Genomic DNA, 23,203 nt, shown 5'->3' with positions numbered 1-23,203 from the left:
GGCGGGACCTTGGGCCCCGCCCGGTTCTCGTGCGGCAGGCCTACTTCTTCTTGACCACGCTTTGCGGGTTGAGGTTGCCGATGCGGCCGCTCTCGGTGCCGGCGGCGGGGTCGATCACCGCATTGATGAGGGTGGGCTTGCCGCTGTCCATGGCTTCGTCCACGGCACGCTTCAGCTCGTCGGGGGTCGTCACATTGACGCCGACGCCGCCGAAGGCTTCCATCATCTTGTCGTAGCGCGAGTCCTTGACGAACACCGTGGTGCCGGGATCGCGGCCGGTCGGGTCGGTGTCGAGGCCGCGATAGATGCCGTTATTGTTGAAGATGACGATGCAGACCGGCAGGTTGTACCGGCAGATCGTCTCCACTTCCATCCCGGAGAAGCCGAACGCGCTATCGCCTTCAACGGCCAGCACCGGCTTTCCGGTCTCGATGGCGGCGGCGATGGCGAAGCCCATGCCGATGCCCATCACGCCCCAGGTGCCCACGTCCAAGCGCTTGCGCGGCTGGTACATGTCGATGATGCCGCGGGCGAGGTCCAGGGTGTTGGCGCCCTCGTTCACCAGGATGGCGTCTGGCCGCTCCTTGATGACCGTGCGCAGCGCGCCGAGCGCCCCGTGAAAATCCATGGGCGCGGAGTTCTTCATCAGGCGCGGCGCCATCTTGGCGATGTTCTCGTCGCGTTTGGTGACGATGGTCTTGATCCAGTCCGCCGGCGGAGCCTGCCAGTTGCCGTCGATGCCGGCCAGCAGGGCGGACACGACCGAGCCGATGTCGCCCACCAACGGTGCGGCGATCTCGACGTTCGAGTCCATCTCCTTGGGCTCGATGTCCACCTGGATGAACTGCTTGGGCGCGTCACCCCAGGTCTTGCCCTTGCCGTGGGACAGCAGCCAGTTGAGCCGGGCGCCGATCAGCACCACCACGTCGGCATCCTTCAGCGCGGTGGAGCGCGCCGCACCGGCGGACTGGGGATGGTTGTCGGGCAGCAGGCCCTTGGCCATGCTCATGGGCAGGAAGGGGATGCCGCTCTTCTCGATCAGGTCGCGGATCGCGTCGTCGGCCTGGGCATAGGCGGCGCCCTTGCCGAGGATGATGAGCGGGCGCTTGGCACCCTTGAGCACGTCGAGCGCGCGCTTCACGGCGTCGGGGCCGGGGATCTGGGCCGGAGCGGGATCGATCACCTTGACCAGCGATTTGGCGCCGGCTTGTGCGTCCATCACCTGCGAGAACAGCTTGGCGGGCAGGTCGAGATAGACGCCGCCGGGACGGCCCGAGACGGCCGCGCGGATCGCGCGGGCGACGCCGATGCCGATGTCGGCCGCATGCAGCACGCGGAAGGCGGCCTTGCACAGCGGCTTGGCGATGGCGAGTTGGTCCATCTCCTCATAGTCGCCCTGCTGGAGATCGACGATCTCGCGCTCGGACGAGCCGGAGATGAGGATCATCGGGAAGCAGTTGGTGGTGGCGTTGGCGAGCGCGGTCAGGCCATTGAGGAAGCCGGGCGCGGAAACCGTCAGGCAGACACCGGGCTTCTTGGTGAGGAAGCCGGCGATTGCGGCGGCGTTGCCGGCGTTCTGCTCGTGGCGGAACGACACCACGCGGATGCCTTCGGCCTGCGCCATGCGGCCGAGATCGGTGATCGGAATGCCGGGCACGCCGTAGATGGTCTCGATGCCGTTCAGCTTGAGCGCGTCGATGACGAGGTGGAAACCGTCGGTCAGGTCCTGGGCGCTGGCTTCGGCAGATTGGGGATCGATGATCTGTGCTACTGCGGACATTCCGCTTCCTCCCGGAAAATCTTGACTGTGAAGATTCGGCTGTGGAGTCCTAGAGCGCGCGGATGGCGCTCCGCTCAAGACGAACGCGCATGAAACGGCGGCCGCGGTCCGGCTGGACGATGCGGCTGCTGCGGGGCCAATCCTGAGACCGGAGGGTCTCCAGGGTCTCGGCCGTCATGATGTCCGTCGTTGACATATCGCGTCTCCTTGCGATGTCCAGTTTTCCCGGCTCGCCGCGCGTGCGGGCTATTCGGGAAAAACCCCGTGTTTCTCGACGTGGGCCGCAAGACCCATCGTGTGCTCGCGCACCAGGCGTTCGGAAAGCTCGGGGTCGCGGCTTTCGAGCGCGTCGATGATTGCCATGTGCTCGCGCATGGACGTCTCCAGCCGATTTTCCTGTCGAATGGAAACGGCGCGGATCGCGCGCATGTGAAGCAGCAGGTTCTGCGTCATGTCGACGATCAGGTTGCAGCCGCCCATGCGGATGATCGCCTGATGGAAGGCGATGTTGGCTTGCGAATATTCATTGGTGTGGGCATGCGGCACTTCCTGTTCAAAATCGTTGAACAGGCGGCGCAGGCCCTTGAGGTCAGCGGCGCTCGCGCGCGTTGCGGCGAGGTGCGCGGCCATGCCTTCGAGCGCGGCCCAGACCGTGATCATCTCGAGGATTTCGCGCTTGGTCTTGCGGACCACGAAGATGCCGCGCCGCGGCACGGAGCGCACGAAGCCTTCCTGCTCCAGCACCGTCATGGCTTCGCGAATGGGCGTTCGGCTCACGCCGAGATCTTCCGAGAGCTGGCGCTCGTCGAGCCGGAACTCCGTGGTCGACCCATAGATGTCCATTTCGGTAATGGCCCGCTTCAGTGCGTCATAAGCCAGCATGCGCAAGCTCGAGGAAGCGCCGAGCGGTTCCACATTGAGCTTTGGTGTGTCGGCGACCTGATGCACGACGTTGTTCCCTTCCCTGTGGCCAGCGCCTTCTGGCGGGCGCGCGCCGTCGGTGAAATACTGTGTACTGTATGCTAGGCGGGGGTGCAAGACCCTCGGAGCCCCGAAACATGCTGCGGTGCAACGACTTCCGGGCAGTGGGTGCGGCGACTGGTGCTGCGACTGACCAGTTCGTTGCCCCGTGCGGAGTTCAGGATTCTCGGGTGAGCGCCAGCCACTGAGCGGCGTGGGTTCGAGCGGCGCTGCCGATGCGACCGACCTGCGCGGTGCCCGCGCAATCCGGCCCGTACGCGCACCTATCCTGGTCTTCGGGGGAAGCCGGCGGCGCGAACCGCCGGCTTCCCCCGTCGTGCCGGCTTATTCAGCCGCTGCGTGCTGCGAGCCCTTGGTGAGCCGCGCCTTGATGGCGCTGATGGCCGGCCAGAACAGCATCACCAGGGCGAGGGTGACAATGGAGCCTACCAGCGGGTTCGACCAGAAGATCGACAGGTGCCCCTGCGAGACCAGCATGGCTTGGCGGAAGGAGCTTTCCGCCATGTCGCCGAGAACCAGGGCAAGCACCAGAGGGGCCAGGGGATAGTCGAGCTTCTTGAACACATAGCCGACGACGCCGAAGACCAGCATGACGGCGATGTCGAGCCCGGCATTGTGCACCGTATAGGCACCGACCGCGCAGATCACGAGGATGATCGGGGCGATGACGCTGAACGGAATGCGCAGGATCGCGGCGAACAGCGGCACGGTGGTGAGCACCACCAGCAGACCGGCGATATTGCCGAGATAGATCGAGGCGATCAGGCCCCACACAAAATCCTTCTGTTCCACGAACAGGAGCGGACCGGGCTGGAGGCCCCAGATGAGCAGGCCGCCCAGCAGTACAGCCGCCGTGGGCGAACCCGGGATGCCGAGCGTGAGCATGGGCAGCAGGGCCGAGGTGCCGGCCGCATGGGCCGCCACTTCCGGCATCACGACGCCTTCCAGCTCACCCTTGCCGAAGTTTTTCCCGTTCTTGGAGAACTTCTTGGCGAGGCCATAGCTCATGAAGGAGGCCGGGGTCGCGCCGCCGGGGGTGATGCCCATCCAGCAGCCGACGATCGCCGAGCGCAGCATGCCGGCCCAGTATTTGGGCAATTGGGCCCAGGTCTGGAACACCACGCGGGCGTTGATCTTGGCGCTCTTGCCCTTGAAGGCCAAGCCCTCTTCCATGGTCAGCAGGATTTCGCCGACGCCGAATAGGCCGATGACCGCCACCAGGAAGTCGAAGCCGCGCAGCAGTTCCACCGACCCGAAGGTCATGCGCAACTGGCCGGTCACGGTATCGATGCCCACTGCCGCCAGGGCGAAGCCCAGCGTCATGGCCGCGAGAACCTTGAACGGGGATTCACGCCCCATGCCGACAAACGAGCAGAAGGTAAGCAGGTAGACCGCGAAGAATTCGGCCGGGCCGAACTGCAACGCGAATTTGGCGATGACAGGGGCAAGGAAGGTGATGAGCAGCACGGCGAAGAAGGCGCCGATGAAGGAGCCGGTGAAGGCTCCGGTCAAAGCCTCGCCGGCTCGACCCTTCTGGGCCATGGGGTGCCCGTCGAATGTTGTCGCAACGGACCAGGGTTCGCCTGGAATGTTGAACAGGATCGACGTGATCGCACCGCCGAAGAGCGCTCCCCAATAGATGGATGAGAGCATGATGATCGCCGAGACCGGCGACATCGAGAAGGTCAGCGGCAACAGGATGGCGACGCCGTTGGCGCCTCCGAGACCTGGCAGCACGCCGATCAGCACGCCCAACGCGATACCGACGAACATGTAGACGATGTTCATCGGGTCGGCGAGGACGGAAAAACCTCCGATGAGTGATGAAAGCGCTTCCACGGAATTCCTCCCCTCGGCCCTGGCAAGGCTTGCCTGGACATGCGGGTGTTATGTTTTGGCGGCGGATGCGGTCCGTTCTGCATCGCGGCTGAGCCGGGACGGGCGCGGGACCTGCGAATTGGCGGGCGCCCGGCGCGGGCGGCCGCGATCAATAGCCGAAGGCCGTTTCCAGCGGGCCCTTGGGCAAGGGCACCAGGAACCAGATCTCGAACATCACGAACAAGGCCAACGGCACGCCGAAGGCGACCGGGAGGATGACGGGCAGCTTGTACTTGCCGAGCCACCACATGAAGAAGGCGATGAAGATCACTGAGGCAACGTAGATGCCGATCAGCGTAATCAGGATCGCATAGACGATGGTGGGCACCAGAACCTTCAGCACCTGCATGAAGGGCTCGCGATCGACGAAATTGGTCAGGTCGGGAGTCTTCGTGATGATGTTCTGTACCATCGTGCCCATGCTGGCGATGAACATGATGAGGCCGATGTAGAAGGGGAAATAACCGGCCTGCGGGCCGTCTTCCGCCCACCGCGCGCCGACGCGCCAGCTATCGGCCATGACCACCACCGCCAGGGCCATGAAGATCAGCGCAACGATGATGTCCATCGTGCGATTTGATACTGTTTTCTGGGTCTTTTCGACGTCCGATGACATGCTTGCAACCTCCCTTTGGAGATCACCGCTGCAGATGGGTGCCGGGACGGCGCAGCCGTCCCGGCGGTCCATCACTTGGCGATGAAGCCCGCCTTCTCCATGAGGGCGCGGTGCGTATCGGCAGCCTTGCCGAGCCAGGCCTTGTATTCCTCACCGGTCAGGGCGGAGGTGTTGAACGCGCCCTTCTCCATGAAGTCGGTCCAGTCCTGGGTCGCCCGGACACGCTTGAACAGATCGACATAATAATCGGTCTGTTCCTTGGTGACCTTGGGCGCCATGAAGATACCGCGCAGCATCAGGTATTCGATGTCGAGGCCGCCTTCCTTGCAGGTGGGAATGGAGCCCCACGACTGGTCGCCGGCAACCGGGGTCTTATAGGCAAGGCGGGTGCTGTCGAATACGCACAACGGCTTCAGTTCGCCTGCGCGCCATTGCGAGACCGCCTCGATCGGGTTGTTGACGGAGGAGGTCACGTGCCCGCCGACCAACTGCGCCGCCACGTCTCCACCGCCCTTGTACGGGACGTAGATGAACTTGGCGCCGGTCTTCTGCTCGATGGCTGCGGTGATGATCTGGTCTTCCTGCTTGGAACCGGTGCCGCCCATCTTGAATTCGCCGCCGGGCGCCGCGTTCTTCAGGGCCTCCAGATAGCCTTTGACGTCCGAATAGGGCGCCTTGGCATTGACCCACAGCACGAATTCGTCGAGCGCCAGCATGGCGACCGGGGTCAGATCGTCCCATTTGAACGGCACGCCGGTGGCGAGCGGCGTGGTGAAAATGTTGGACAGCGAGATGATGATCTTATGAGGGTTTCCTGCGGAACCCTTCATGTCGAGGAAGCCTTCGGCACCGGCGCCGCCAGACTTGTTGATGACCACCATGGACTGGGTCATCAGCTTGTTCTTCTGAATGATGCCCTGAATCACGCGGGCCATTTGATCAGCGCCGCCGCCGGTGCCGGCGGGGACGATGAATTCTACGTTCTTCGTGGGTTCCCACGCGAGCGCGGGCAAAGGCGACAGGGCCGCCGCCGCGAGCGCGACCGCCGCAAATTGCTTGATGGACTTGGCAAGGGCCAAACGCATTCGTTTTTCCTCCCGATCGTCCGCGTTTTAAGTAAGCGGATCGCATTCCCTAACGTGCTGACGTAGCTGCTTTTATTGCCGCTCTGGCTAGGAGCGGATTTGGAAAGAGTATATTGTATGTCAAAGGCACGCAAACGAAATTGACGGTTCGGCATAACGTCCGCCGAATACTTTCAATTAAAATATTTTATACAATATGCCAGAAAGCTTCGGAATGAATGCTGTCATTTGCTGCACAGCACCAGAGGTGGGCGTGTGCGCTGCGGTAAAATTCCGCCGGAGCCTGAAATCACCCCGAGAAGCTTGACGAATCCGGCCCGAACACCGGATTCGTCGCAGCGAAATATCAGCGATAAATCACGAATTCCGGAGGCAAGACTTCGTCGGCGCCCGAATACAGGCGGGTCATCTGCTCCGCCGCAGACGCTACGCGCCGACCCAGGCGCTGAATCCGATCGTCGCTCATCCGCACCGCCGGCCCCGAGACCGAGACCGCGCCGATCGGCTCGCGCCACTCGTTGAAGATCGGCGCTGCGACTGCCCGCATGCCGAGGGTGTGTTCTTCATCGTCGATGGCGTAGCCCCGCGCCTCGATGGCCCCGATGTCGTCCATAAGCGAACGCTCGGTGCGATGGGTCCGCACTGTGAAGGCCTCGTAGCGCATCTGCGCGAGGCAGGCGCCCCGGAACGCCGGGGTCGCCACCGCCAGGATGCATTTCCCGGCCGCCGTGGCGTGCAGCGGCAGGCGGGCGCCCAGGCGGAAAAAGGCGCGGACCGCCGAATGCCCTTCCGCCTGCGCCACCACCACCAGCTCGTTTCCGTCGAACATCGCGAGATTCACGGTCTCGTCGGTCTCGTGCAGCAGGCGGCGGATCACCGGGCGGCCGATGTCCGGCAACTTGCGGATGCGCAGATAGGCCGCGCCGATCCGGAACAGGCCGAGCCCCACCGTCCATAGGCCGTTCTCGTGGTCATGATTGACCAATTGTCGCTTCTGCAGCGTCGCCAGCAGACGGTGCACCGTCGAGGCCGGCAGGTCGGCCTTCTTGGCGATATCCGACAGGCTCATCCCATCGGCTTCCGCCAGCACGCGCAGCAGCGCGACCGCGCGATCCAGCGATTGCACCTCTCCGCCGGCCTCCGGGGTGGTGGAGGCGGGGCGACCGCGGCGGCGGGGAAGGATCTCAGTTTCTGGCATGGGTGGTTTCGCCCAATTCAAGGCCTCCGTAACGCAGGCCTGCGACGGGCACTTTACAGCGAAAAGGGGGTGCGGCGACCCGCTGTGACAATTTTCCACATTCTGGAATGATTTCTCACGAATATCATGAAATGGGATTGACGGCGGCAGCGATCGTCTGATTTTCTGGTATACATTATACGGCATCCGAGCGGGAAGTTCGGGGCACGAGGAGGCGGCGCCATGAAGGTTTGCATTTACGGGGCGGGGGCCATCGGCGGGTATCTGGGCGTGCAACTTTCGCTGGCGGGAGCCGAGGTGAGCCTCGTTGCGCGCGGCGGACATCTGGAGGCTATGCAGCAGAACGGCGTGAAGCTGCTGATCAATGGTGAAGAGCGGGTCGCCAAGGTGCGCGCCACCGACGATCCCGCAGAGCTCGGGCCGCAGGATTATGTGTTCATCGCGCTCAAGGCCCATTCGGTGCCGGGCGTGGTGGACCGCATGCGTCCGCTGCTCGGCAATGATACCAGCGTCGTCACCGCCGTGAACGGCGTGCCCTATTGGTATTTCTACAAGTCGGGCGGCGCCCTCGAAGGACGCACGCTTGAGAGCATCGATCCCGGCGGAAAGCAGTGGGATGTCCTGCGCCCGGAGCGCGCCATCGGGTGCATCGTCTATCCCGCGACGGAGGTGGTGGCGCCGGGCGTCATCCAGCACGTCTATGGCGACAAATTCCCGATCGGCGAACCCTCCGGCGAAAAGAGCGCCCGTGTCGAGCGCCTCAGCGAGATGATGGGCAAGGCCGGCTTGCGCGCGCCGGTGCTGGACAATATCCGCGATGAACTGTGGCTGAAGCTATGGGGCAACCTCTGCTTCAATCCCATCAGCGCCTTGACCCATGCCACCCTTGATGTGATCGCCTCCGATCCCGATACCCGCGCCGTCGCCCGCGCGATGATGATCGAGGCGCAGACCGTGGCTAACAAGCTGGGTGTGAACTTCCGCGTGGACGTGGAACGCCGGATCAGCGGCGCAGGCGCGGTTGGCGCGCACAAGACCTCCATGCTGCAGGATCTGGAACGCGACCGGCCCATGGAAATCGATCCGCTGGTGACCGTGGTGCAGGAAATGGCGCGGCTGGTGGATGTGCCCACCCCGACCCTCGACGTGGTGCTCGCGCTGGTGCGCCAGCGGGCGGCGGTGGCCGGCCTCGGGGGGCATCTCTCGTGCCCGCCGCTGACCGCAGCCGATCTCGCTTCGGCAAAGACTGCGACGCACTGAGAAGAAAGCCGGGGCTTCTCCCGCCGGCTCATCTTCTCCGTGCGAAACGGTTGCCCTGGGTGCGTGCCCAATCCGCGCCCCGGGGCAAGACGGGCCTCGTCGCGGCCAGGGCCGGGCGGGGCACCGGCGCCGGGGCCCGTCATCTCATTTCATCCGCCGCGGCGGACCATAACTCCCTCCAGGGCATCTTGGGCCGGTCCGATCTCGGGCCGGCCTCTCTTTTGCCTGAAATGGGAGGGCCGGCAGGGCCGGCGCGGAGTGCTAAAGGGACTGAATCGAACCGGCTGCGCAGCAGGCTGCAGCGGAAAGGCTCACTCGACCGCCATGTCCACTGGAGCGCCGGAATGGGTGAAATCGCCGGCATTCAGCGCGACGCCCGTGAGAGCGTAGCCCAGGACAAGGACGGCAAACACGGCAATACGCTTCAACATGACGACTCTCGCACTGATATGGCCACCTTCGGGCCCGAAGTGACGACACGGTGCCGCCACACTGGTTGCCGTCTGGTTAAACCCGCCCGCCCGGAGAGGTTTGTGCCCCGTCCGCTTTTCAAGAGGGTTAATGTCAGAGACTTGCGAGTGGTTCCTACCTTTCTGCGCCGCAGCATGCAACTATACGAACAGATGCCGTCCACACCCGGCTGGACAGGATGGCGCGCCGCGTCTAGACCCCCGCCCGAGCCCCCAAGCACGCAAAGAGTCTCGATGCTTCGCAAACTTTATGATTGGGTGATCGCCTATTCGGCGCGCCCGTCCGCGCCCTGGGCGCTTGGTATCGTCTCGTTTGCGGAAAGCTCCATCTTTCCCATTCCGCCCGATGTCCTGCTGGTTCCGATGACATTGGCGCGGCCGGACAAGGCCTGGACCTATGCGCTCATTGCCACCTTGTCCTCTGTGGTCGGGGGCCTCGTGGGCTATGCGATCGGGGCGCTGCTCTATGACAGCGTCGGGCAGTTTTTGATCAACCTGTATGGCTACGGGCAGAAGGTGGAGGGGTTCCGCGCCGCCTATGCCCATTACGGGCATTGGGTGATCCTGCTGAAGGGCATCACGCCCATTCCCTACAAGCTGGTGACGATCACGTCCGGCTTCGCAAACTACAATCTGTTCTGGTTCGTGGTGCTGTCGCTGATCACCCGAGGCGCCCGCTTCTTCCTGCTCGCGGCGCTGCTGCGCTATTTCGGGCCGGCGGCACGGGAATTCATCGAGAAAAGGCTCGGCCTGGTCACCCTCGGGCTTCTTGCCGTGGTGGTCATCGGTCTCGCCGCAGCCGCCTATCTGGTCTGAGGGGCAATCTGGCTGAGGAGCCTTGCTGCCTGACGTCAGGCCTATGAGCGCCGCTGCGGGGCGGCGGCGCTTCGTATCATCGGCAAACAGGGCATGCTGTCACGGGCTCGTCCCGTGGCAGCTCAGCATTTGCGGTGCGGCTCACCAAAGGGCGGGGCTGACATTGTGGGCAGGGCCCCAATGCGCGTCTTTGGCGGGATCTTCGTGCGTCGGCGCGAACGGGGATGGGTTGGTGCCGGTCATCAGCGCGGCCGGCTGAGCCTCGGCGGGAAGCTGCCGCTCGTTGAATGCGTGGTGCTTGTGGGTCACGGTTCCCGCAGCAAAGGCCGGCGCGGCAGCCGCTGAAAGCGAAATAAGGAAGCTGACGGAGAGAACAGTCTTGGAGATCGTGCGCATGGGCTAAACTCCTGCGGTTAACGGTGCCCGCATTCAGCTCCAGACGCCTGTTACAATCAGTCATATCAAGGGTTAAAAATCTCAATCTGACGCAATGTCAGTTGAATACTTTGGTATATGGATGGATATCGACGATGTGACAGGGTGCACGAGAAGGTGATCGTGGTCAACTTCCGGCTTGTTCTCTCTCAAGATTTCGCGATTGCACCGGCCCTGTGCCGCAGGCCGCCCGCTTTGACACGTCAAAGCGGGCGCCATCCACGAATGCGCGCAAGGGCCGCCCACGTGGCGCGGGCGGCCCTTGCAGTGTGTCGCAAAAAGCGCTGGGCGCCGGCCGCGTCAGCGCGGCAGCGTGGTCTCGCCCATGAGGTCCTTGTCGATGGCGTGGGCGGCCTGGCGGCCTTCGCGGATCGCCCACACCACCAGCGACTGGCCGCGCCGCATGTCGCCCGCCGCATACAGCTTGGGAACCGAGGTGAGATAGGTGGTCTCGTCGGCCACCACGTTGCCGCGCTTGTCATAGGCGGCGCCGGACTGGTCCAGCATCCCTTCGTGCACCGGCGCGGCGAAGCCGATGGCGAGGAACACCAGGTCGGCGCGCAGCACGAATTCCGTGCCGGGGATGGGCTGGCGGCTCTCGTCCACACGCACGCACTTCACGCCGGTGACGCGGCCGTTGCGGCCCTCGATGCCGAGGGTGGCGCAGGCGAACTCGCGCTCGGCCCCTTCCGCCTGGGAGGAGGAGGTGCGGAACTTGGTGGGCCAATAGGGCCACACCGCCAGCTTGTCCTCCTTCATGGGCGGCACCTGGCGGATGTCGAGCTGGGACACCGAGAGCGCGCCCTGGCGGAACGCCGTGCCCACGCAGTCGGAGGCGGTATCGCCGCCGCCGACCACCACCACATGACGGCCCGAAGCCAGCAGCGGCTGTTCGCGGCCGACATCCTCGCCGCCGACCCGGCGGTTCTGCTGCACCAGATAGGGCATGGCGAAATGCACGCCCTCGAACTCCTGACCCGGTAGACGCGGGTCGCGGGGCGATTCCGAGCCGCCGGCGAGCAGGACAGCGTCGTAATTATCCAGCAATTCCTGGATCGGCTTGGTCACGCCGACATTCACGCCGTAATGGAAGGTGACGCCTTCCGCCTCCATCTGGGCGACGCGGCGATCGATGTGCACCTTCTCCATCTTGAAGTCGGGGATGCCGTAGCGCAGCAGGCCGCCAGCCTTGGGCTCGCGCTCGAACACATGCACGTCGTGGCCGGCACGGGCAAGCTGCTGGGCGGCGGCAAGGCCGGCCGGGCCGGAGCCGATCACGGCCACTGCGCGCCCGGTCTTCACCTGCGCCAGCTCCGGCTTGATCCAGCCGTTCTTCCACGCCTTGTCGGCGATCGCCTGCTCCACGGTCTTGATGGTGACCGGCACGTCTTCCAGGTTCAGCGTGCAGGCTTCCTCGCACGGGGCGGGGCAGATGCGACCGGTGAACTCGGGGAAATTATTGGTGGAATGGAGGTTGCGCGAGGCCTCTTCCCAATCGCCCTGGTAGACGAGGTCGTTCCAGTCCGGGATCTGGTTGTGCACCGGGCAGCCGGTGGGACCGTGGCAGAAGGGAATGCCGCAATCCATGCAGCGGGCGGCCTGATTTGCCACCTCGGGGTCGGGCAGGGGCAAGGTGAATTCGCGAAAATGGCGAATGCGGTCGGACGCGGGCTGATACTTCTGCTCGCGCCGATCAATTTCCAGGAACCCCGTAACCTTACCCATTCGATCCCCTCCAGGAGCCGCGTCGCGCGCACGGCGCCGGTAGCTCCATTACAAGAATTGTTCCAGCTTGAGGACTCCGCTTTTGCGGCGTGCGCCCTGGAAGCCCTCTCTCGCTTGCGGGGGAGGGCTGGGAGGGGCGCTGCGCAGCGGCGGATGTCATCGTTGGGAGCCGCAGGACGCCTGCTTGTTTCGCTCGGCGCCCTCCCGAGCCCACCCCCGCAAGCGGGAGGGGGCGTGCGGCGCGTCGCCCCGAAAGCTATTCGGCCGCCTGAAGACCGCGGCGCTTTTCCATTTCGCGCAAGGCGCGGCGGTACTCGACCGGCATCACCTTGACGAATTTGCTGCGGTAGTCGGCCCAATTGTCCAGGATCATCTGGGCACGCGTCGAGCCGGTATAATGCAGGTGCTTGGCGATGAGCTGGTGCAAGCGCTCCTCGTCGTGGCGGGACATGTCGCCCTGCACGTCGATGCGGCCCTTGAATTCCAGATCTCCGCCATGGTGGTGCAGGCGTTCGAGAAGGTCTTCCTCCTCCTCCACCGGCTCGATATCCACCATGGAAAGATTGCAGCGCTTGGCGAAGCTCTTGTCCTCGTCCAGCACATAGGCGACGCCGCCCGACATGCCGGCGGCGAAATTGCGCCCGGTCTGGCCGATCACCACCACGATGCCGCCGGTCATATATTCGCAGCCATGGTCGCCAGTGCCTTCAACTACGGCGATTGCCCCGGAATTGCGCACGGCGAAGCGTTCGCCGGCGACGCCGCGGAAATAGCATTCGCCGTCGGTGGCACCATACATCACGGTGTTGCCGACGATGATCGACTCTTCCGCGATGATGATCGAGTTGGCCGGCGGGCGCACTACGATGCGGCCACCCGATAGCCCCTTGCCCACATAGTCATTGGCTTCGCCGACGAGGTTCAGCGTCACGCCGGTCATCAGGAAGGCGCCGAACGCTTGGCCCGCGGTGCCGGAAAGGTTCACCTCGATGGTGTCGTCGGGCAGGCCCGCCCCGCCGTAGCGCTTGGCCACCTCGCCCGAGAGCATGGCGCCCACCGACCGGTCGACGCTGCGGATCGGGCTGTCGATCACCACCTTCTCGCCGCGCTCCAGCGCGGGCATGGCCTTGGCGATGAGGGTGCGGTCGAGCACCTTCTCGATCGGGTGGTGTTGGCGCTCATTGTGCCGGATCGAGACGTCCGCCGGCATGTTCGGCTGGGCGAAGATCCTGGAAAAGTCGAGGCCCTTGGCCTTCCAATGGTCGATGGCCGGCTGGCGGTCCAAGGCGTCCACCCGGCCCACCATCTCTTCCACCGAGCGGAAGCCGAGCTGCGCCATGATCTCGCGCATCTCCTCCGCGATGAAGAAGAAATAATTGATCACGTGCTCGGGCGTGCCCTTGAAGCGCTTGCGCAGCACCGGATCCTGGGTCGCCACGCCCACCGGGCAGGTGTTGAGGTGGCATTTGCGCATCATGATGCAGCCCGCCGCAATCAAGGGCGCGGTGGAGAAGCCGAACTCGTCGGCGCCCAGCAGCGCGCCGATCACGGCATCGCGGCCGGTACGCAGCCCGCCGTCCACCTGCAGCACGATGCGGCCGCGCAGGCGGTTGGCTACCAGCGTCTGCTGGGTCTCGGCAAGGCCGATCTCCCAGGGCGAGCCGGCGTGCTTGATGGCGGTGAGCGGGGACGCGCCCGTGCCGCCCTCGAAGCCGGAAATGGTGATGTGGTCGGCTCGTGCCTTGGCGACGCCCGCCGCGACCGTGCCGACTCCCACTTCCGACACCAGCTTCACCGAGACGTCCGCCGCCGGGTTGACGTTCTTCAGGTCATAGATGAGCTGCGCCAGATCTTCGATGGAATAGATGTCGTGGTGCGGCGGCGGCGAGATGAGGCCGACGCCGGGAGTGGAGTGGCGCACCTTGGCGATCACCGCATCGACCTTATGGCCGGGCAATTGTCCGCCTTCGCCGGGCTTTGCGCCCTGCGCGACCTTGATCTGCATGACGTCGGAATTAACCAGATATTCCGTGGTCACGCCGAACCGGCCAGAGGCCACCTGCTTGATGGCCGAGCGCATGGAATCGCCGTTGGGCAGCGGCTTGTAGCGTTCCGCCTCCTCGCCACCCTCGCCGGTGTTCGACTTGCCGCCGATCCGGTTCATGGCGATGGCGAGGGTGGTGTGCGCTTCGCGCGAGATGGAGCCGAACGACATGGCGCCGGTGGAGAAGCGCTTGACGATCTCGGCCGCCGGCTCGACCTCGGCGAGGTCCACCGGGGCATTGCCGATCTCGCCCGCGTCGCGCAGGCGGAACAGCGAGCGGATGGTCAACGCCTGGTTGTCGCCCGGCGCGTTCATCATCTTGGCGAAGGCGCGATAATGATCCTGGGCATTGCCGCGCACGGCGTGCTGGAGCGTCGCGACGCTATCCGGCGACCAAGCGTGCTCCTCGCCGCGGATGCGATAGGCATATTCCCCGCCCACATCCAGCGCGAGCCGGAAGACCGGAGCGTCGGAGAAGGCGAGCTTGTGCCGGCGCACGGTCTCTTCCGCCACCTCGGCGAGGCCCACGCCTTCGATGGTGGTGGCGGTGCCGAAGAAATACTTCGCCACCAGTTCGGACGAGATGCCGACCGCGTCGAAGATCTGCGCGCCGCAATAGGATTGATAGGTGGAGATGCCCATCTTGGACATCACCTTCAGCAATCCCTTGTCCACCGACTTGATGAAGCGCTTGACGATCTCGGTCTCGTCTACCTCTTCGGGGATGTCTTCCTTCATGCCCAGCAGGGTTTCGAAGGCAAGATAGGGGTTGATCGCCTCTGCGCCATAGCCGGCGAGGCAGGCGAAATGGTGCACTTCGCGGGCTTCGCCGGTTTCCACCACAAGACCCACGGAGGTGCGCAGGCCGGTGCGGATGAGGTGATGGTGCACCGCCGCCGTCGCCAGCAAGGAGGGGATCGGGATGCGGTCCGGCCCGGTCATGCGGTCCGAAAGGATGATGATGTTGTAGCCGCCATGCACCGCCGCCTCGGCGCGTTCGCACAAACGCTCCAGCGCGCCTTCCATGCCCGCCGCTCCCTTGTCGGAGGCGTAGGTGATGTCGAGCGTGCGGGTGTCGAACCGCTCCTCCATAAAGCCGATGGAGCGGATCTTCTCCAGATCCTCATTGGTCAGGATGGGCTGGCGCACTTCCAGCCGCTTGCGGCGGGCGTTGCCTTCCAGATCGAAGATGTTCGGCCGCGGGCCGATGAACGACACCAGGCTCATGACCAGTTCCTCGCGGATCGGGTCGATGGGCGGGTTGGTCACCTGCGCGAAATTCTGCTGGAAGTAGGAATAGAGCAGCTTCGACTTGTTGGAGAGCACCGAGATGGGGGTGTCGGTGCCCATGGAGCCGACCGCTTCCTGGCCGGTCACGGCCATGGGGGCCATGAGCAGCTTGAGGTCTTCCTGGGTATAGCCGAAGACCTGCTGGCGATCGAGCAGCGACACGTCGGTGCGCACCTCGCGCGCCTCCACCTTGCGCAGGTCTTCCAGCACCAATTGGGTGCGCTTGAGCCATTCCTTGTAGGGATGGGCGCGGGCGAGCGTAGTCTTGATCTCCTCGTCGGGCACGAGGCGACCTTCCACCAGATCCACCAGCAGCATCTTGCCGGGCTGAAGGCGCCACTTGGTGACGATCTTCTCTTCCGGCAGGGTCAGCACGCCCATTTCGGACGCGAGCACGATGGTGTCGTCGCTGGTCACCATATAGCGCGCCGGCCGCAGGCCGTTGCGGTCGAGGGTGGCGATGATCTGGCGCCCGTCGGTGGCGACGATGGCCGCCGGCCCGTCCCACGGCTCCATGAGGGCGGCGTGGTATTCATAGAAGGCGCGCCGCTCCTCATCCATGAGCGGATTGCCCGCCCAGGCCTCGGGCACCAGCATCATGGCCGCGTGGGGCAGCGAATAGCCGCCCTGGGTCAGGAATTCGAGCGCATTGTCGAAGCAGGCGGTGTCCGACTGCCCCTCATAGGAGATCGGCCACAGCTTGGAGATGTCGGCGCCGAACAATTCAGTGTCGACCGACGCCTGCCGGGCCGCCATCCAGTTCACGTTGCCGCGCAACGTGTTGATCTCGCCGTTATGGGCGACCATTCGGTAGGGATGGGCCAGCGGCCAGGCGGGGAAGGTGTTGGTGGAGAAGCGCTGGTGCACCAGCGCGAGCGCGCTCTCGAAGTCGGGATCGTGCAGGTCGGGATAATAGGCGCCCAACTGGTCCGCCAGGAACATGCCCTTGTAGACCAGCGTGCGGCAGGACAGGGACACGGGATAGTATCCGGCCGTGCGCGGGTCCTTGGCGTCATAGATGACGTTGGAGATCACCTTGCGCAGCACGAACAGGCGGCGCTCGAAAGCATCCTCGTCGGCGATGCTCTCGCTCCGGCCAAGGAAGATCTGCACGTGGCGCGGCTCGGTGGGCAGCACGCTTGCGCCGAGCGAGGAATTGTCGGTGGGCACGTCGCGCCAGCCGAGCAGGCTCAGGCCCTCTTCTGCAACCAGGCGCTCGAACGCGGCGCGCACGATGGCTTCGCCCTCGGCGTCGCGGGGCAGGAAGATATGACCCACGGCGTATTGGCCGGGCTCGGGCAGGGAGAAGCCGAGGCGTGCCGCCTCCTTGGAAAAGAAGCGGTGGGGGATCTGAACCAGCATGCCCGCGCCGTCGCCCGCGCGGGGGTCAGCGCCCACGGCGCCGCGATGCTCCAGGTTGAGCAGGATCTGGATGCCGTCCTCGATGATGCGATGGGACTTGCGGCCCTTGATGTCGGCGATGAAGCCGACGCCGCAGGCGTCGCGCTCCTGCGCGGGATCGAACAGGCCGAAGGCTTTGGGCCGACCCACAATCGCGCCGGCATTCACGGCGGCGGCGCGCTGGGCCACCTGTCCGGTCAAACCTTCCTTGCGATCGGTCGCATCCATGATTTCGCCCTCTCCCTGACGCCGGGCCATGCCGGCAGACCGCTCGTCTCGCAGGCGGGCCGCACCTTGGCGCGAAAAGGCGCACGTCCGGAAGACGCACGCCATGGCCGACCGCTGAGACGCATCTGATAGGGCAGTAGCGCTGCCCTATCTCATCGAACATGACAGAAAAGCGGCAAACTCACAAGCTCACCGCCCCCGCTTTTGGCTGGGCCCAGCAGAGGAAATTGCGCATAGCTGCCGCTTGACGAAAGAACGGTACGGCGGCGAAGGCTTCCGCGCAATGGTGTTGCTGCGGTGCGGCCGGCGTCGCGCCGGCGCTGGACGAGAGCGGCGCCTCTTCGCGACCCATGCGGCGCGAGCAAGGCCTGAAGCCCGGACGGACGAGCAGGCATAAAAAAAGCGCCGCGTGGTACGCGGCGCTTAAGAAGTCCCCGTCCGAAGACGGGGACTAATGATCACTTCAGAGCGTTGAAGGAGGTCGCGAACGACAGGCTGGCGACGATCTTGTCACCGCAGGCATTGTTGTTGCCGATGATGAAGTTGCAGTCGTTGCCGCTCAGGTCTGTGCCGGAATAGCGCAGGTCAAGCGTAGCAGCCTTGTAGGTGAAGGCAATGCCAGCATTCCACCAGTTGTAGCCGGGGATCGTCTGGTCGAAGGTGATGCCAGAGAAATTGGTCACGGCATAATTGTAGGAGTTGGTGTCAAGCCACTGATGGCCGAACTCACCCGACAGGTACCAGCCGAAGTCGCCACCCGGGCCGAACGCCGGCAGAGGAACCTTGGCGGTGCCCGACAGGGCGGTGCCGTCCGTGCCGGTGGCGGCGAAGTCGCTGGACCAGAACAGGTTCAGGCCGACGGTCAGCCAAGGAGCGACCACATAGCTGGGCTTCGCATAGATTTCCCAGTAATTGTAGTCGGTCGAGCCGTTGGCGGTCTTCAGCAGGGTCACAGGGTCAAGGCTGTTGCTGCTGCCGGGATAGGTGTAGTAGGCGCCGCCGACGTCGAGGCTGAAGTTACCCCAGGTGTGGCGCAGGCCACCGGCGAAGTCGACTTCAAGCGAGCTGTTGCCGTCCCAGAGGAAGTTCTCGACCCAGTTCTGGTTGGACGCCCACACGTTGAAGTAGACCCAGTCGAACAGCTGGAGCTCGACGAAGCCCTGAATGGCGGGGTTGTTGTTCGTCTGGCTGATACCGCGGAAGAGGTAATCAGAGGTCCCGGTCACGCCGAACGCCAGATCCCACATCGGAGCGACAGGCGCGGGGGCAACGGCCTTCACCGGCATCGTGCTCAGGTCGGCGGCGGAAGCGGCGCCCGTCAGCATCAAGCTGGCGGCGGCGGCGAGAACGATCTTCTTCATCAAGTGACCCCCAATGGATATCTGCCCAGATTGAGACCAAATTTTTGCAGCCGTTCCAATGAGAAAATTAAGGCATGATCTGCCCGCACTTTAGGCAAAACGCCGTGGATGCTAGGTTTTCATGTTGCAAAAGTGCAACGCGTAGATGAAACCGATACAACCGGCTGCTCGGGCGAAACCGCGGCGAGGCTATGCCACAATTATTTTATGGGCTCTTGATGTGTTACTGACGCAACAGAAGCAGTGGCCTGCCCCGTTCCGGCACCTTCGCCCAGTTTCCATCCTCCTGCCGCGCGAATCGCAGCGGAGTGCCAGAACCGGATGCCATCAGCACATTCCCACCCTCGATGCTCCAGGACACCGGCCCGAACTGAGTGATGGCCGCGTCGCATGGGGTCCCAAGTCGCAGGCCACGGCCGCCGCCGGGCACGGGATCTTCCAGGAACGTCACATGGCAGATGGGCGCGCCGGCGGTTCGGGCGAGATCCCACGCGCCGAGCATGTCTTCGACGCGCACATTGCTCTCGTCAGTCGACGTCGGGCTTGCGAGAAAATAGACCCCATCGCCTTCGCGTAGCGCTTCGTAATTGCCGGCGGTCGCTTGATCGAACTCCACCACCAGCCGGCCCTGTGCGTTCAGCATCCGGATCGATCCCGAGGAATCCGGCGTCCATGCCGTGACCTGCTGCATGAAGCCGATCCCCGCGCAGGCCATGCCGTCGAACACGAGCGAGAAAGCCGGGGCGGCCGGATCGGTCTTCAGCGTGAGCGGGCATTTGCGCTCGCCATCCGCGCTTGTGAGAACGAATGTCCCCGCCGCCTGCTCTGCCTGTGCGCGCAAGGCAGGGTCAGTCTTCGCCGGCTCCGGCTTCGCGGCAGACGGCTTGGGGGGCGGGGCGGGTCTGGCGGGGGCTGGTTTCGAGGTGGATGGGCCGGTCTGCGCCAGGATGTCAGTCTGGGTTTGTGCCGCTGTGGGAAAGGGAGCCAACGTGAGAGCAGGGGCGGCCAGCGCGAGCGCGCAGGCAAGGCGAAGGCGGCGCATGGTCCAAATCCGTTCCATCACGGCGAATGGCGCAAGCTAAAGCATGTCGGGGCAAAAAAGAACGCTTGCCGCTGGCGTCATCACATCGCGCCCAGGTTTGCGCAGGCTCAAGGCGGGCAATTTTGGGCTTGATGTTTATGCCGGTCCCAACGCGGAGTCGTCACGGCGCATTCGCGCCATGCGGTGCGGGAGGGCGGACGGCGGAAGGGGATGGCCCGCACATGCTCCGCCTGGCGGCCGGGCGTGTGCCGCAGAGGCGACCGGTCCGGCCGCTTCTCGGTCCTATTTCAAGAATCGCCAGAAAGCGTGGCCTTTCAGCTCCGCGGCCAAGGTGTCTCGGCGACCGGAGTCACGGGTCCCTTGCCGTCGAACCACGAGACGAGATTGTCCACCACCAACTGCCCCATGGCGGTCCGGGTGAAGTGCGTGGCCGAGCCGACGTGCGGCAGCAGCACCACGTTGTCGAGGCCGAACAGGGTTTCGGGAACATTGGGCTCGTCCACGAACACGTCGAGGCCGGCGGCGAGGATGGTCTTGTTCACCAGGGCGTCCACCAGGGCGGGCTCATCCACCACGGTGCCGCGGGCCACATTGATGAGAATGCCGTTCGGTCCGAGCGCCGCCAGCACCTCGGCATTGATGAGGCCGCGCGTGGCTGCGCCGCCAGGAAGGATCAGGATCATGGTGTCCACGTCCTTCGCCATGGCGACGAGGTTCTCGTAATGCTTATAGGCGACATCCGGCTGGGCGCGGCGGGTGTGGTAGACCACCGGCAGCCCGAACGCTTCGATGCGCTTGGCTATCGCCTTGCCGATGCGACCCATGCCGACGATGCCGATGGTGCGGTCGCGCAGGGTCGCGCCGAGCCGGAACGTGCCGGTCTTCCAGGCGCCCGAGCGGGTGAACCGGTCAGCCTGGGGAATCTCGCGCACCGTCGCCAGCAGCAGACCCAGGGCGAGGTCGGCAACCTCTTCGTTCAGCACGTCGGGGGTGTTGCTCACCAGGACCCCGCGGGCAGCGGCTGCGGCGGCGTCCACGGTGTCGTATCCGACGCCGAAATTGGAGACGATCTCAAGCTTCGGCAGGCGCGCCATCAGGGCGGCGTCCACCTTGCGCTTGCCCTTTGTGGCGATGCCGCGAATCTCAGGCCCGTGGGTGGTGATTGCGGCCTCGAAATCGTCGAGCCCCAGCAAGGTGAAGCGTTCGGCCAACTGGCGCTCGACCACGGTGTCCATGATTGGGCCGGTGAGGAGCAACTTGGGGCGTGAGTCTTCTGTCATGACAGCGCTCGGGGTTCGTGTGGCGGGCGGCCTGCGTCCGGAGGGCGCGGACGCAGGCCCAGGGGTTCTGGATAAGCCGCCTTATGCTTTGGTTCAATCGTTTTAAAAAGCACTTGATCCAAAATCGGCGCCGCACCATGATCGCCGCGCACCCGGCACAAGCCGGGGCATGGCTGCCGCATGGCAGCCCAATTGAAGCGCCATTCTCCGCACGCGGCGGAGCTTAAAGAGCGCATCGGGCGGATGGTTCAAGGAGCGGAGCGGGATGGCGACCGTCGATATTCGCGGTGTGAAGAAAGCCTATGGATCGACTGCGGTCATCCACGGCGTTGATGTGGATATTTGCGACGGCGAATTCGTCGTCCTCGTTGGTCCCTCCGGATGCGGCAAGTCCACCCTGCTGCGCATGATCGCCGGCCTGGAGAATATCACCGGGGGCGAAATCCTCATCGGCAACCGCGTGGTGAACGACGTTCCGCCCAAGGAACGCGACATCGCCATGGTGTTCCAGAATTACGCGCTCTATCCGCACATGACGGTGGGCGCGAACATGGGCTTCTCGCTCAAGCTGCGGAGTGCGCCCAAAGCCGAGATCGATGCTCGGGTGGCGCGGGCGGCCGAGATTCTCGGGCTCTCCCAGCTGCTGGATCGCTTTCCGCGCCAGTTGTCGGGCGGCCAGCGCCAGCGCGTCGCCATGGGCCGCGCCATCGTGCGCGATCCCCAGGTGTTCCTGTTCGACGAGCCGCTCTCCAACCTCGACGCCAAGCTGCGCGTGCAGATGCGCACCGAGATAAAGGAGTTGCATCAGCGCCTCAAGACCACGACCGTCTACGTCACCCATGATCAGATCGAGGCCATGACCATGGCGGACAAGATCGTGGTGATGCACGACGGCGTCGTGGAGCAGATCGGCGCGCCCCTCGACCTCTATGATCGCCCGGCGAACCAGTTCGTTGCCGGCTTCATCGGTTCGCCCTCGATGAACTTCATCAAGGGCACCGTGCAGGTTAATGGCAGCGCCCGTTTCATGACCGACGGAGGCGTGGTGCTGCCGCTCGATCGGGTGCCCGGGTCGGCCAGCGGTCGCCGCGCCGTCTACGGCCTGCGACCCGAGCATGTGCGGATCGACGAGGACGGCGTGCCGGCGCGCGTGGTGGTGGTGGAGCCCACGGGCTCCGAGTTGCTGGTGGTCGCGCGCCTCGGGGCGGACGAGGCGACCTCGCAGGAGGTCACACTGCTGTTCCGCGAACGACTGATGTTCTCGCCGGGGGAGACGATCCACGTCGCCCCCATGCTGGGATTGCAGCATCTGTTTGACGAGGCCACCGGCGCACGCCTGGAGGCGTGAAGCGGGACGCTTCGAAGGCGCGCGCGGAAAGCGCGCCCAACCGACTCTGCCGAAAGACCGAAGGGCAAAAAGACCCACGCGGCCGGTATGAAGTGACAACGCCAAACAAAGTCACTGTGGAGGAACGCAATGACCATTTCCAGACGTAATGTTCTGCTCGGCGGTGCCGGGCTTGCCGGCGCGGCGGCCCTGCCGGGCCTCGGCGCGATGCCTGCCTTCGCCCAAGGCGCCGCGATGCCCCAGTTCAAGCCCGAGCAGGGCGCGGCCCTGCGGGTGCTGCGCTGGGCCCCGTTCGTGAAGGGCGAGGAGGATGCCTGGATCGCCAATACCAAGAAGTTCACAGAGGCGACCGGCATCGAAGTGCGGATCGACAAGGAGAGCTGGGAAGACATTCGGCCCAAGGCCGCGGTGGCGGCGAACGTGGGCTCCGGCCCCGACATCGTCTGGGTCTGGTTCGACGATGCGCAGCAATATCCCGACAAGCTTCTGGACGTGACCCCGCTCGCCAACGCCCTCGGCGCGAAATATGGCGGCTGGTATCCCGGCAACGAGGCCTATGCGAAAGCCGACGGCAAGTTCATCGCATTGCCGCTCGCCACCATCGGCAATGCGGTGTGCTATCGCGACAGCCGGGTGAAGGACGCCGGATTCTCGCAGTTTCCGAACGAGACCAAGGGCTTCCTTGAGCTCGCCAAGGCCCTGAAGGCGAAGAATCATCCCATGGGCTTCACGCTGGGCCACGGTGTGGGCGACGGCAATAATTTCTGCCATTGGGTGCTGTGGAGCCACGGCGGCAAGATGGTGGATGAAAAGTCCAAGGTTGTGATCAATAGCCCTGAGACGGTCGCCGCGTTGAAATATGCCGCCGAGCTCTACAAGACTTTCATTCCCGGCACCGAAAGCTGGCTCGACGTCAACAACAACCGCGCGTTCATCGCGGGCGAGATTTCGGTGACCGCCAACGG

At 64.5% G+C, this 23,203-nt stretch carries 17 protein-coding genes; 4 read left to right on the top strand and 13 right to left on the bottom strand.

Translation table 11 applies throughout. The annotated features are described in order from the left end of the window. Positions 1-40: 40 nt before the first annotated feature. From oxc to V5F77_RS21745, 7 genes are all read right to left on the bottom strand, one after another. On the bottom strand, positions 41-1,780 hold the full coding sequence (gene oxc / locus V5F77_RS21775; RefSeq protein WP_429007449.1) for an oxalyl-CoA decarboxylase: 1,740 nt from the start codon (positions 1,778-1,780) through the stop codon (positions 41-43). 49 nt (positions 1,781-1,829) lie between these two features. Then, the gene (locus V5F77_RS21770; protein ID WP_429007448.1) at positions 1,830-1,976 is read right to left on the bottom strand and encodes a hypothetical protein; all 147 of its coding nucleotides are present in this window, start codon (positions 1,974-1,976) and stop codon (positions 1,830-1,832) included. 50 nt (positions 1,977-2,026) lie between these two features. After that, on the bottom strand, positions 2,027-2,662 hold the full coding sequence (locus V5F77_RS21765) for a GntR family transcriptional regulator (RefSeq protein ID WP_429007483.1): 636 nt from the start codon (positions 2,660-2,662) through the stop codon (positions 2,027-2,029). Between the two features lie 423 nt (positions 2,663-3,085). Further along, positions 3,086-4,600 carry a tripartite tricarboxylate transporter permease gene (locus V5F77_RS21760; protein WP_429007447.1) on the bottom strand — a complete coding sequence of 505 codons (1,515 nt, stop codon included), beginning with the start codon at positions 4,598-4,600 and terminating at the stop codon, positions 3,086-3,088. Between the two features lie 148 nt (positions 4,601-4,748). Continuing rightward, positions 4,749-5,255, bottom strand: a complete 507-nt coding sequence (locus V5F77_RS21755) for a tripartite tricarboxylate transporter TctB family protein (protein WP_429007446.1) — start codon at positions 5,253-5,255, stop codon at positions 4,749-4,751. A 71-nt stretch (positions 5,256-5,326) separates the two neighbouring features. Then, complete coding sequence (locus V5F77_RS21750; protein ID WP_429007445.1) at positions 5,327-6,340, bottom strand: Bug family tripartite tricarboxylate transporter substrate binding protein; 1,014 nt, start codon at positions 6,338-6,340, stop codon at positions 5,327-5,329. Positions 6,341-6,686: 346 nt separating this feature from the next. Continuing rightward, positions 6,687-7,538, bottom strand: a complete 852-nt coding sequence (locus tag V5F77_RS21745) for an IclR family transcriptional regulator (protein ID WP_429007444.1) — start codon at positions 7,536-7,538, stop codon at positions 6,687-6,689. Between the two features lie 222 nt (positions 7,539-7,760). Between V5F77_RS21745 and V5F77_RS21740 the strand changes: the two genes are divergently transcribed. Then, positions 7,761-8,798 (top strand): 2-dehydropantoate 2-reductase, encoded by a 1,038-nt coding sequence (locus V5F77_RS21740; protein ID WP_429007443.1) that lies wholly within the window; start codon positions 7,761-7,763, stop codon positions 8,796-8,798. A gap of 704 nt (positions 8,799-9,502) precedes the next feature. Next, the gene (locus tag V5F77_RS21735; protein WP_429007442.1) at positions 9,503-10,084 is read left to right on the top strand and encodes a YqaA family protein; all 582 of its coding nucleotides are present in this window, start codon (positions 9,503-9,505) and stop codon (positions 10,082-10,084) included. 141 nt (positions 10,085-10,225) lie between these two features. Here V5F77_RS21735 and V5F77_RS21730 read toward each other — a convergent pair whose 3' ends face one another. From V5F77_RS21730 to V5F77_RS21705, 6 genes are all read right to left on the bottom strand, one after another. Next, positions 10,226-10,480 carry a hypothetical protein gene (locus V5F77_RS21730; RefSeq protein WP_429007441.1) on the bottom strand — a complete coding sequence of 85 codons (255 nt, stop codon included), beginning with the start codon at positions 10,478-10,480 and terminating at the stop codon, positions 10,226-10,228. A gap of 339 nt (positions 10,481-10,819) precedes the next feature. Then, positions 10,820-12,244 carry a glutamate synthase subunit beta gene (locus tag V5F77_RS21725; RefSeq protein ID WP_429007440.1) on the bottom strand — a complete coding sequence of 475 codons (1,425 nt, stop codon included), beginning with the start codon at positions 12,242-12,244 and terminating at the stop codon, positions 10,820-10,822. 256 nt (positions 12,245-12,500) lie between these two features. Continuing rightward, entirely contained in the window at positions 12,501-17,207 is a 4,707-nt protein-coding gene (gene gltB / locus V5F77_RS21720) for a glutamate synthase large subunit (RefSeq protein WP_429007439.1), read from the bottom strand. Positions 17,208-17,665: 458 nt separating this feature from the next. Continuing rightward, positions 17,666-18,568, bottom strand: coding sequence for a TorF family putative porin (locus tag V5F77_RS21715; RefSeq protein ID WP_429007438.1), 903 nt, complete (start codon positions 18,566-18,568; stop codon positions 17,666-17,668). A gap of 223 nt (positions 18,569-18,791) precedes the next feature. Further along, positions 18,792-19,610, bottom strand: coding sequence for a protease inhibitor Inh/omp19 family protein (locus tag V5F77_RS21710; protein WP_429007437.1), 819 nt, complete (start codon positions 19,608-19,610; stop codon positions 18,792-18,794). Positions 19,611-19,924: 314 nt separating this feature from the next. Next, a complete protein-coding gene (locus V5F77_RS21705) occupies positions 19,925-20,890 on the bottom strand; it encodes a 2-hydroxyacid dehydrogenase (RefSeq protein ID WP_429007436.1) in 966 nt (321 codons plus the stop codon). Between the two features lie 265 nt (positions 20,891-21,155). Here V5F77_RS21705 and V5F77_RS21700 point away from each other — a divergent pair, with 265 nt between their 5' ends. Together V5F77_RS21700 and V5F77_RS21695 are read left to right on the top strand one after the other, a co-directional pair. Continuing rightward, positions 21,156-22,238: an ABC transporter ATP-binding protein gene (locus V5F77_RS21700; protein WP_429007435.1), complete on the top strand. Its 1,083-nt coding sequence runs from the start codon at positions 21,156-21,158 to the stop codon at positions 22,236-22,238. A gap of 129 nt (positions 22,239-22,367) precedes the next feature. After that, on the top strand, positions 22,368-23,203 hold an 836-nt coding region (locus V5F77_RS21695), incomplete at its 3' end, for an ABC transporter substrate-binding protein (RefSeq protein ID WP_429007434.1).

Source organism: Roseixanthobacter psychrophilus, assembly GCF_043195195.1.
Taxonomy (GTDB): Bacteria; Pseudomonadota; Alphaproteobacteria; order Rhizobiales; family Xanthobacteraceae; genus NCEH01.
This window is presented reverse-complemented; position numbering and strand designations above follow the sequence as displayed.

Coding starts and splice junctions, on each gene's coding strand:
- oxc (WP_429007449.1), bottom strand. CDS start 1,780: ATGTCCGCAGTAGCACAGATCATCGATCCCCAATCTGCCGAAGCCAGC.
- V5F77_RS21770 (WP_429007448.1), bottom strand. CDS start 1,976: ATGTCAACGACGGACATCATGACGGCCGAGACCCTGGAGACCCTCCGG.
- V5F77_RS21765 (WP_429007483.1), bottom strand. CDS start 2,662: ATGCTGGCTTATGACGCACTGAAGCGGGCCATTACCGAAATGGACATC.
- V5F77_RS21755 (WP_429007446.1), bottom strand. CDS start 5,255: ATGTCATCGGACGTCGAAAAGACCCAGAAAACAGTATCAAATCGCACG.
- V5F77_RS21750 (WP_429007445.1), bottom strand. CDS start 6,340: ATGCGTTTGGCCCTTGCCAAGTCCATCAAGCAATTTGCGGCGGTCGCG.
- V5F77_RS21745 (WP_429007444.1), bottom strand. CDS start 7,538: ATGCCAGAAACTGAGATCCTTCCCCGCCGCCGCGGTCGCCCCGCCTCC.
- V5F77_RS21740 (WP_429007443.1), top strand. CDS start 7,761: ATGAAGGTTTGCATTTACGGGGCGGGGGCCATCGGCGGGTATCTGGGC.
- V5F77_RS21735 (WP_429007442.1), top strand. CDS start 9,503: ATGCTTCGCAAACTTTATGATTGGGTGATCGCCTATTCGGCGCGCCCG.
- V5F77_RS21730 (WP_429007441.1), bottom strand. CDS start 10,480: ATGCGCACGATCTCCAAGACTGTTCTCTCCGTCAGCTTCCTTATTTCG.
- V5F77_RS21725 (WP_429007440.1), bottom strand. CDS start 12,244: ATGGGTAAGGTTACGGGGTTCCTGGAAATTGATCGGCGCGAGCAGAAG.
- gltB (WP_429007439.1), bottom strand. CDS start 17,207: ATGGATGCGACCGATCGCAAGGAAGGTTTGACCGGACAGGTGGCCCAG.
- V5F77_RS21715 (WP_429007438.1), bottom strand. CDS start 18,568: ATGAAGAAGATCGTTCTCGCCGCCGCCGCCAGCTTGATGCTGACGGGC.
- V5F77_RS21710 (WP_429007437.1), bottom strand. CDS start 19,610: ATGCGCCGCCTTCGCCTTGCCTGCGCGCTCGCGCTGGCCGCCCCTGCT.
- V5F77_RS21705 (WP_429007436.1), bottom strand. CDS start 20,890: ATGACAGAAGACTCACGCCCCAAGTTGCTCCTCACCGGCCCAATCATG.
- V5F77_RS21700 (WP_429007435.1), top strand. CDS start 21,156: ATGGCGACCGTCGATATTCGCGGTGTGAAGAAAGCCTATGGATCGACT.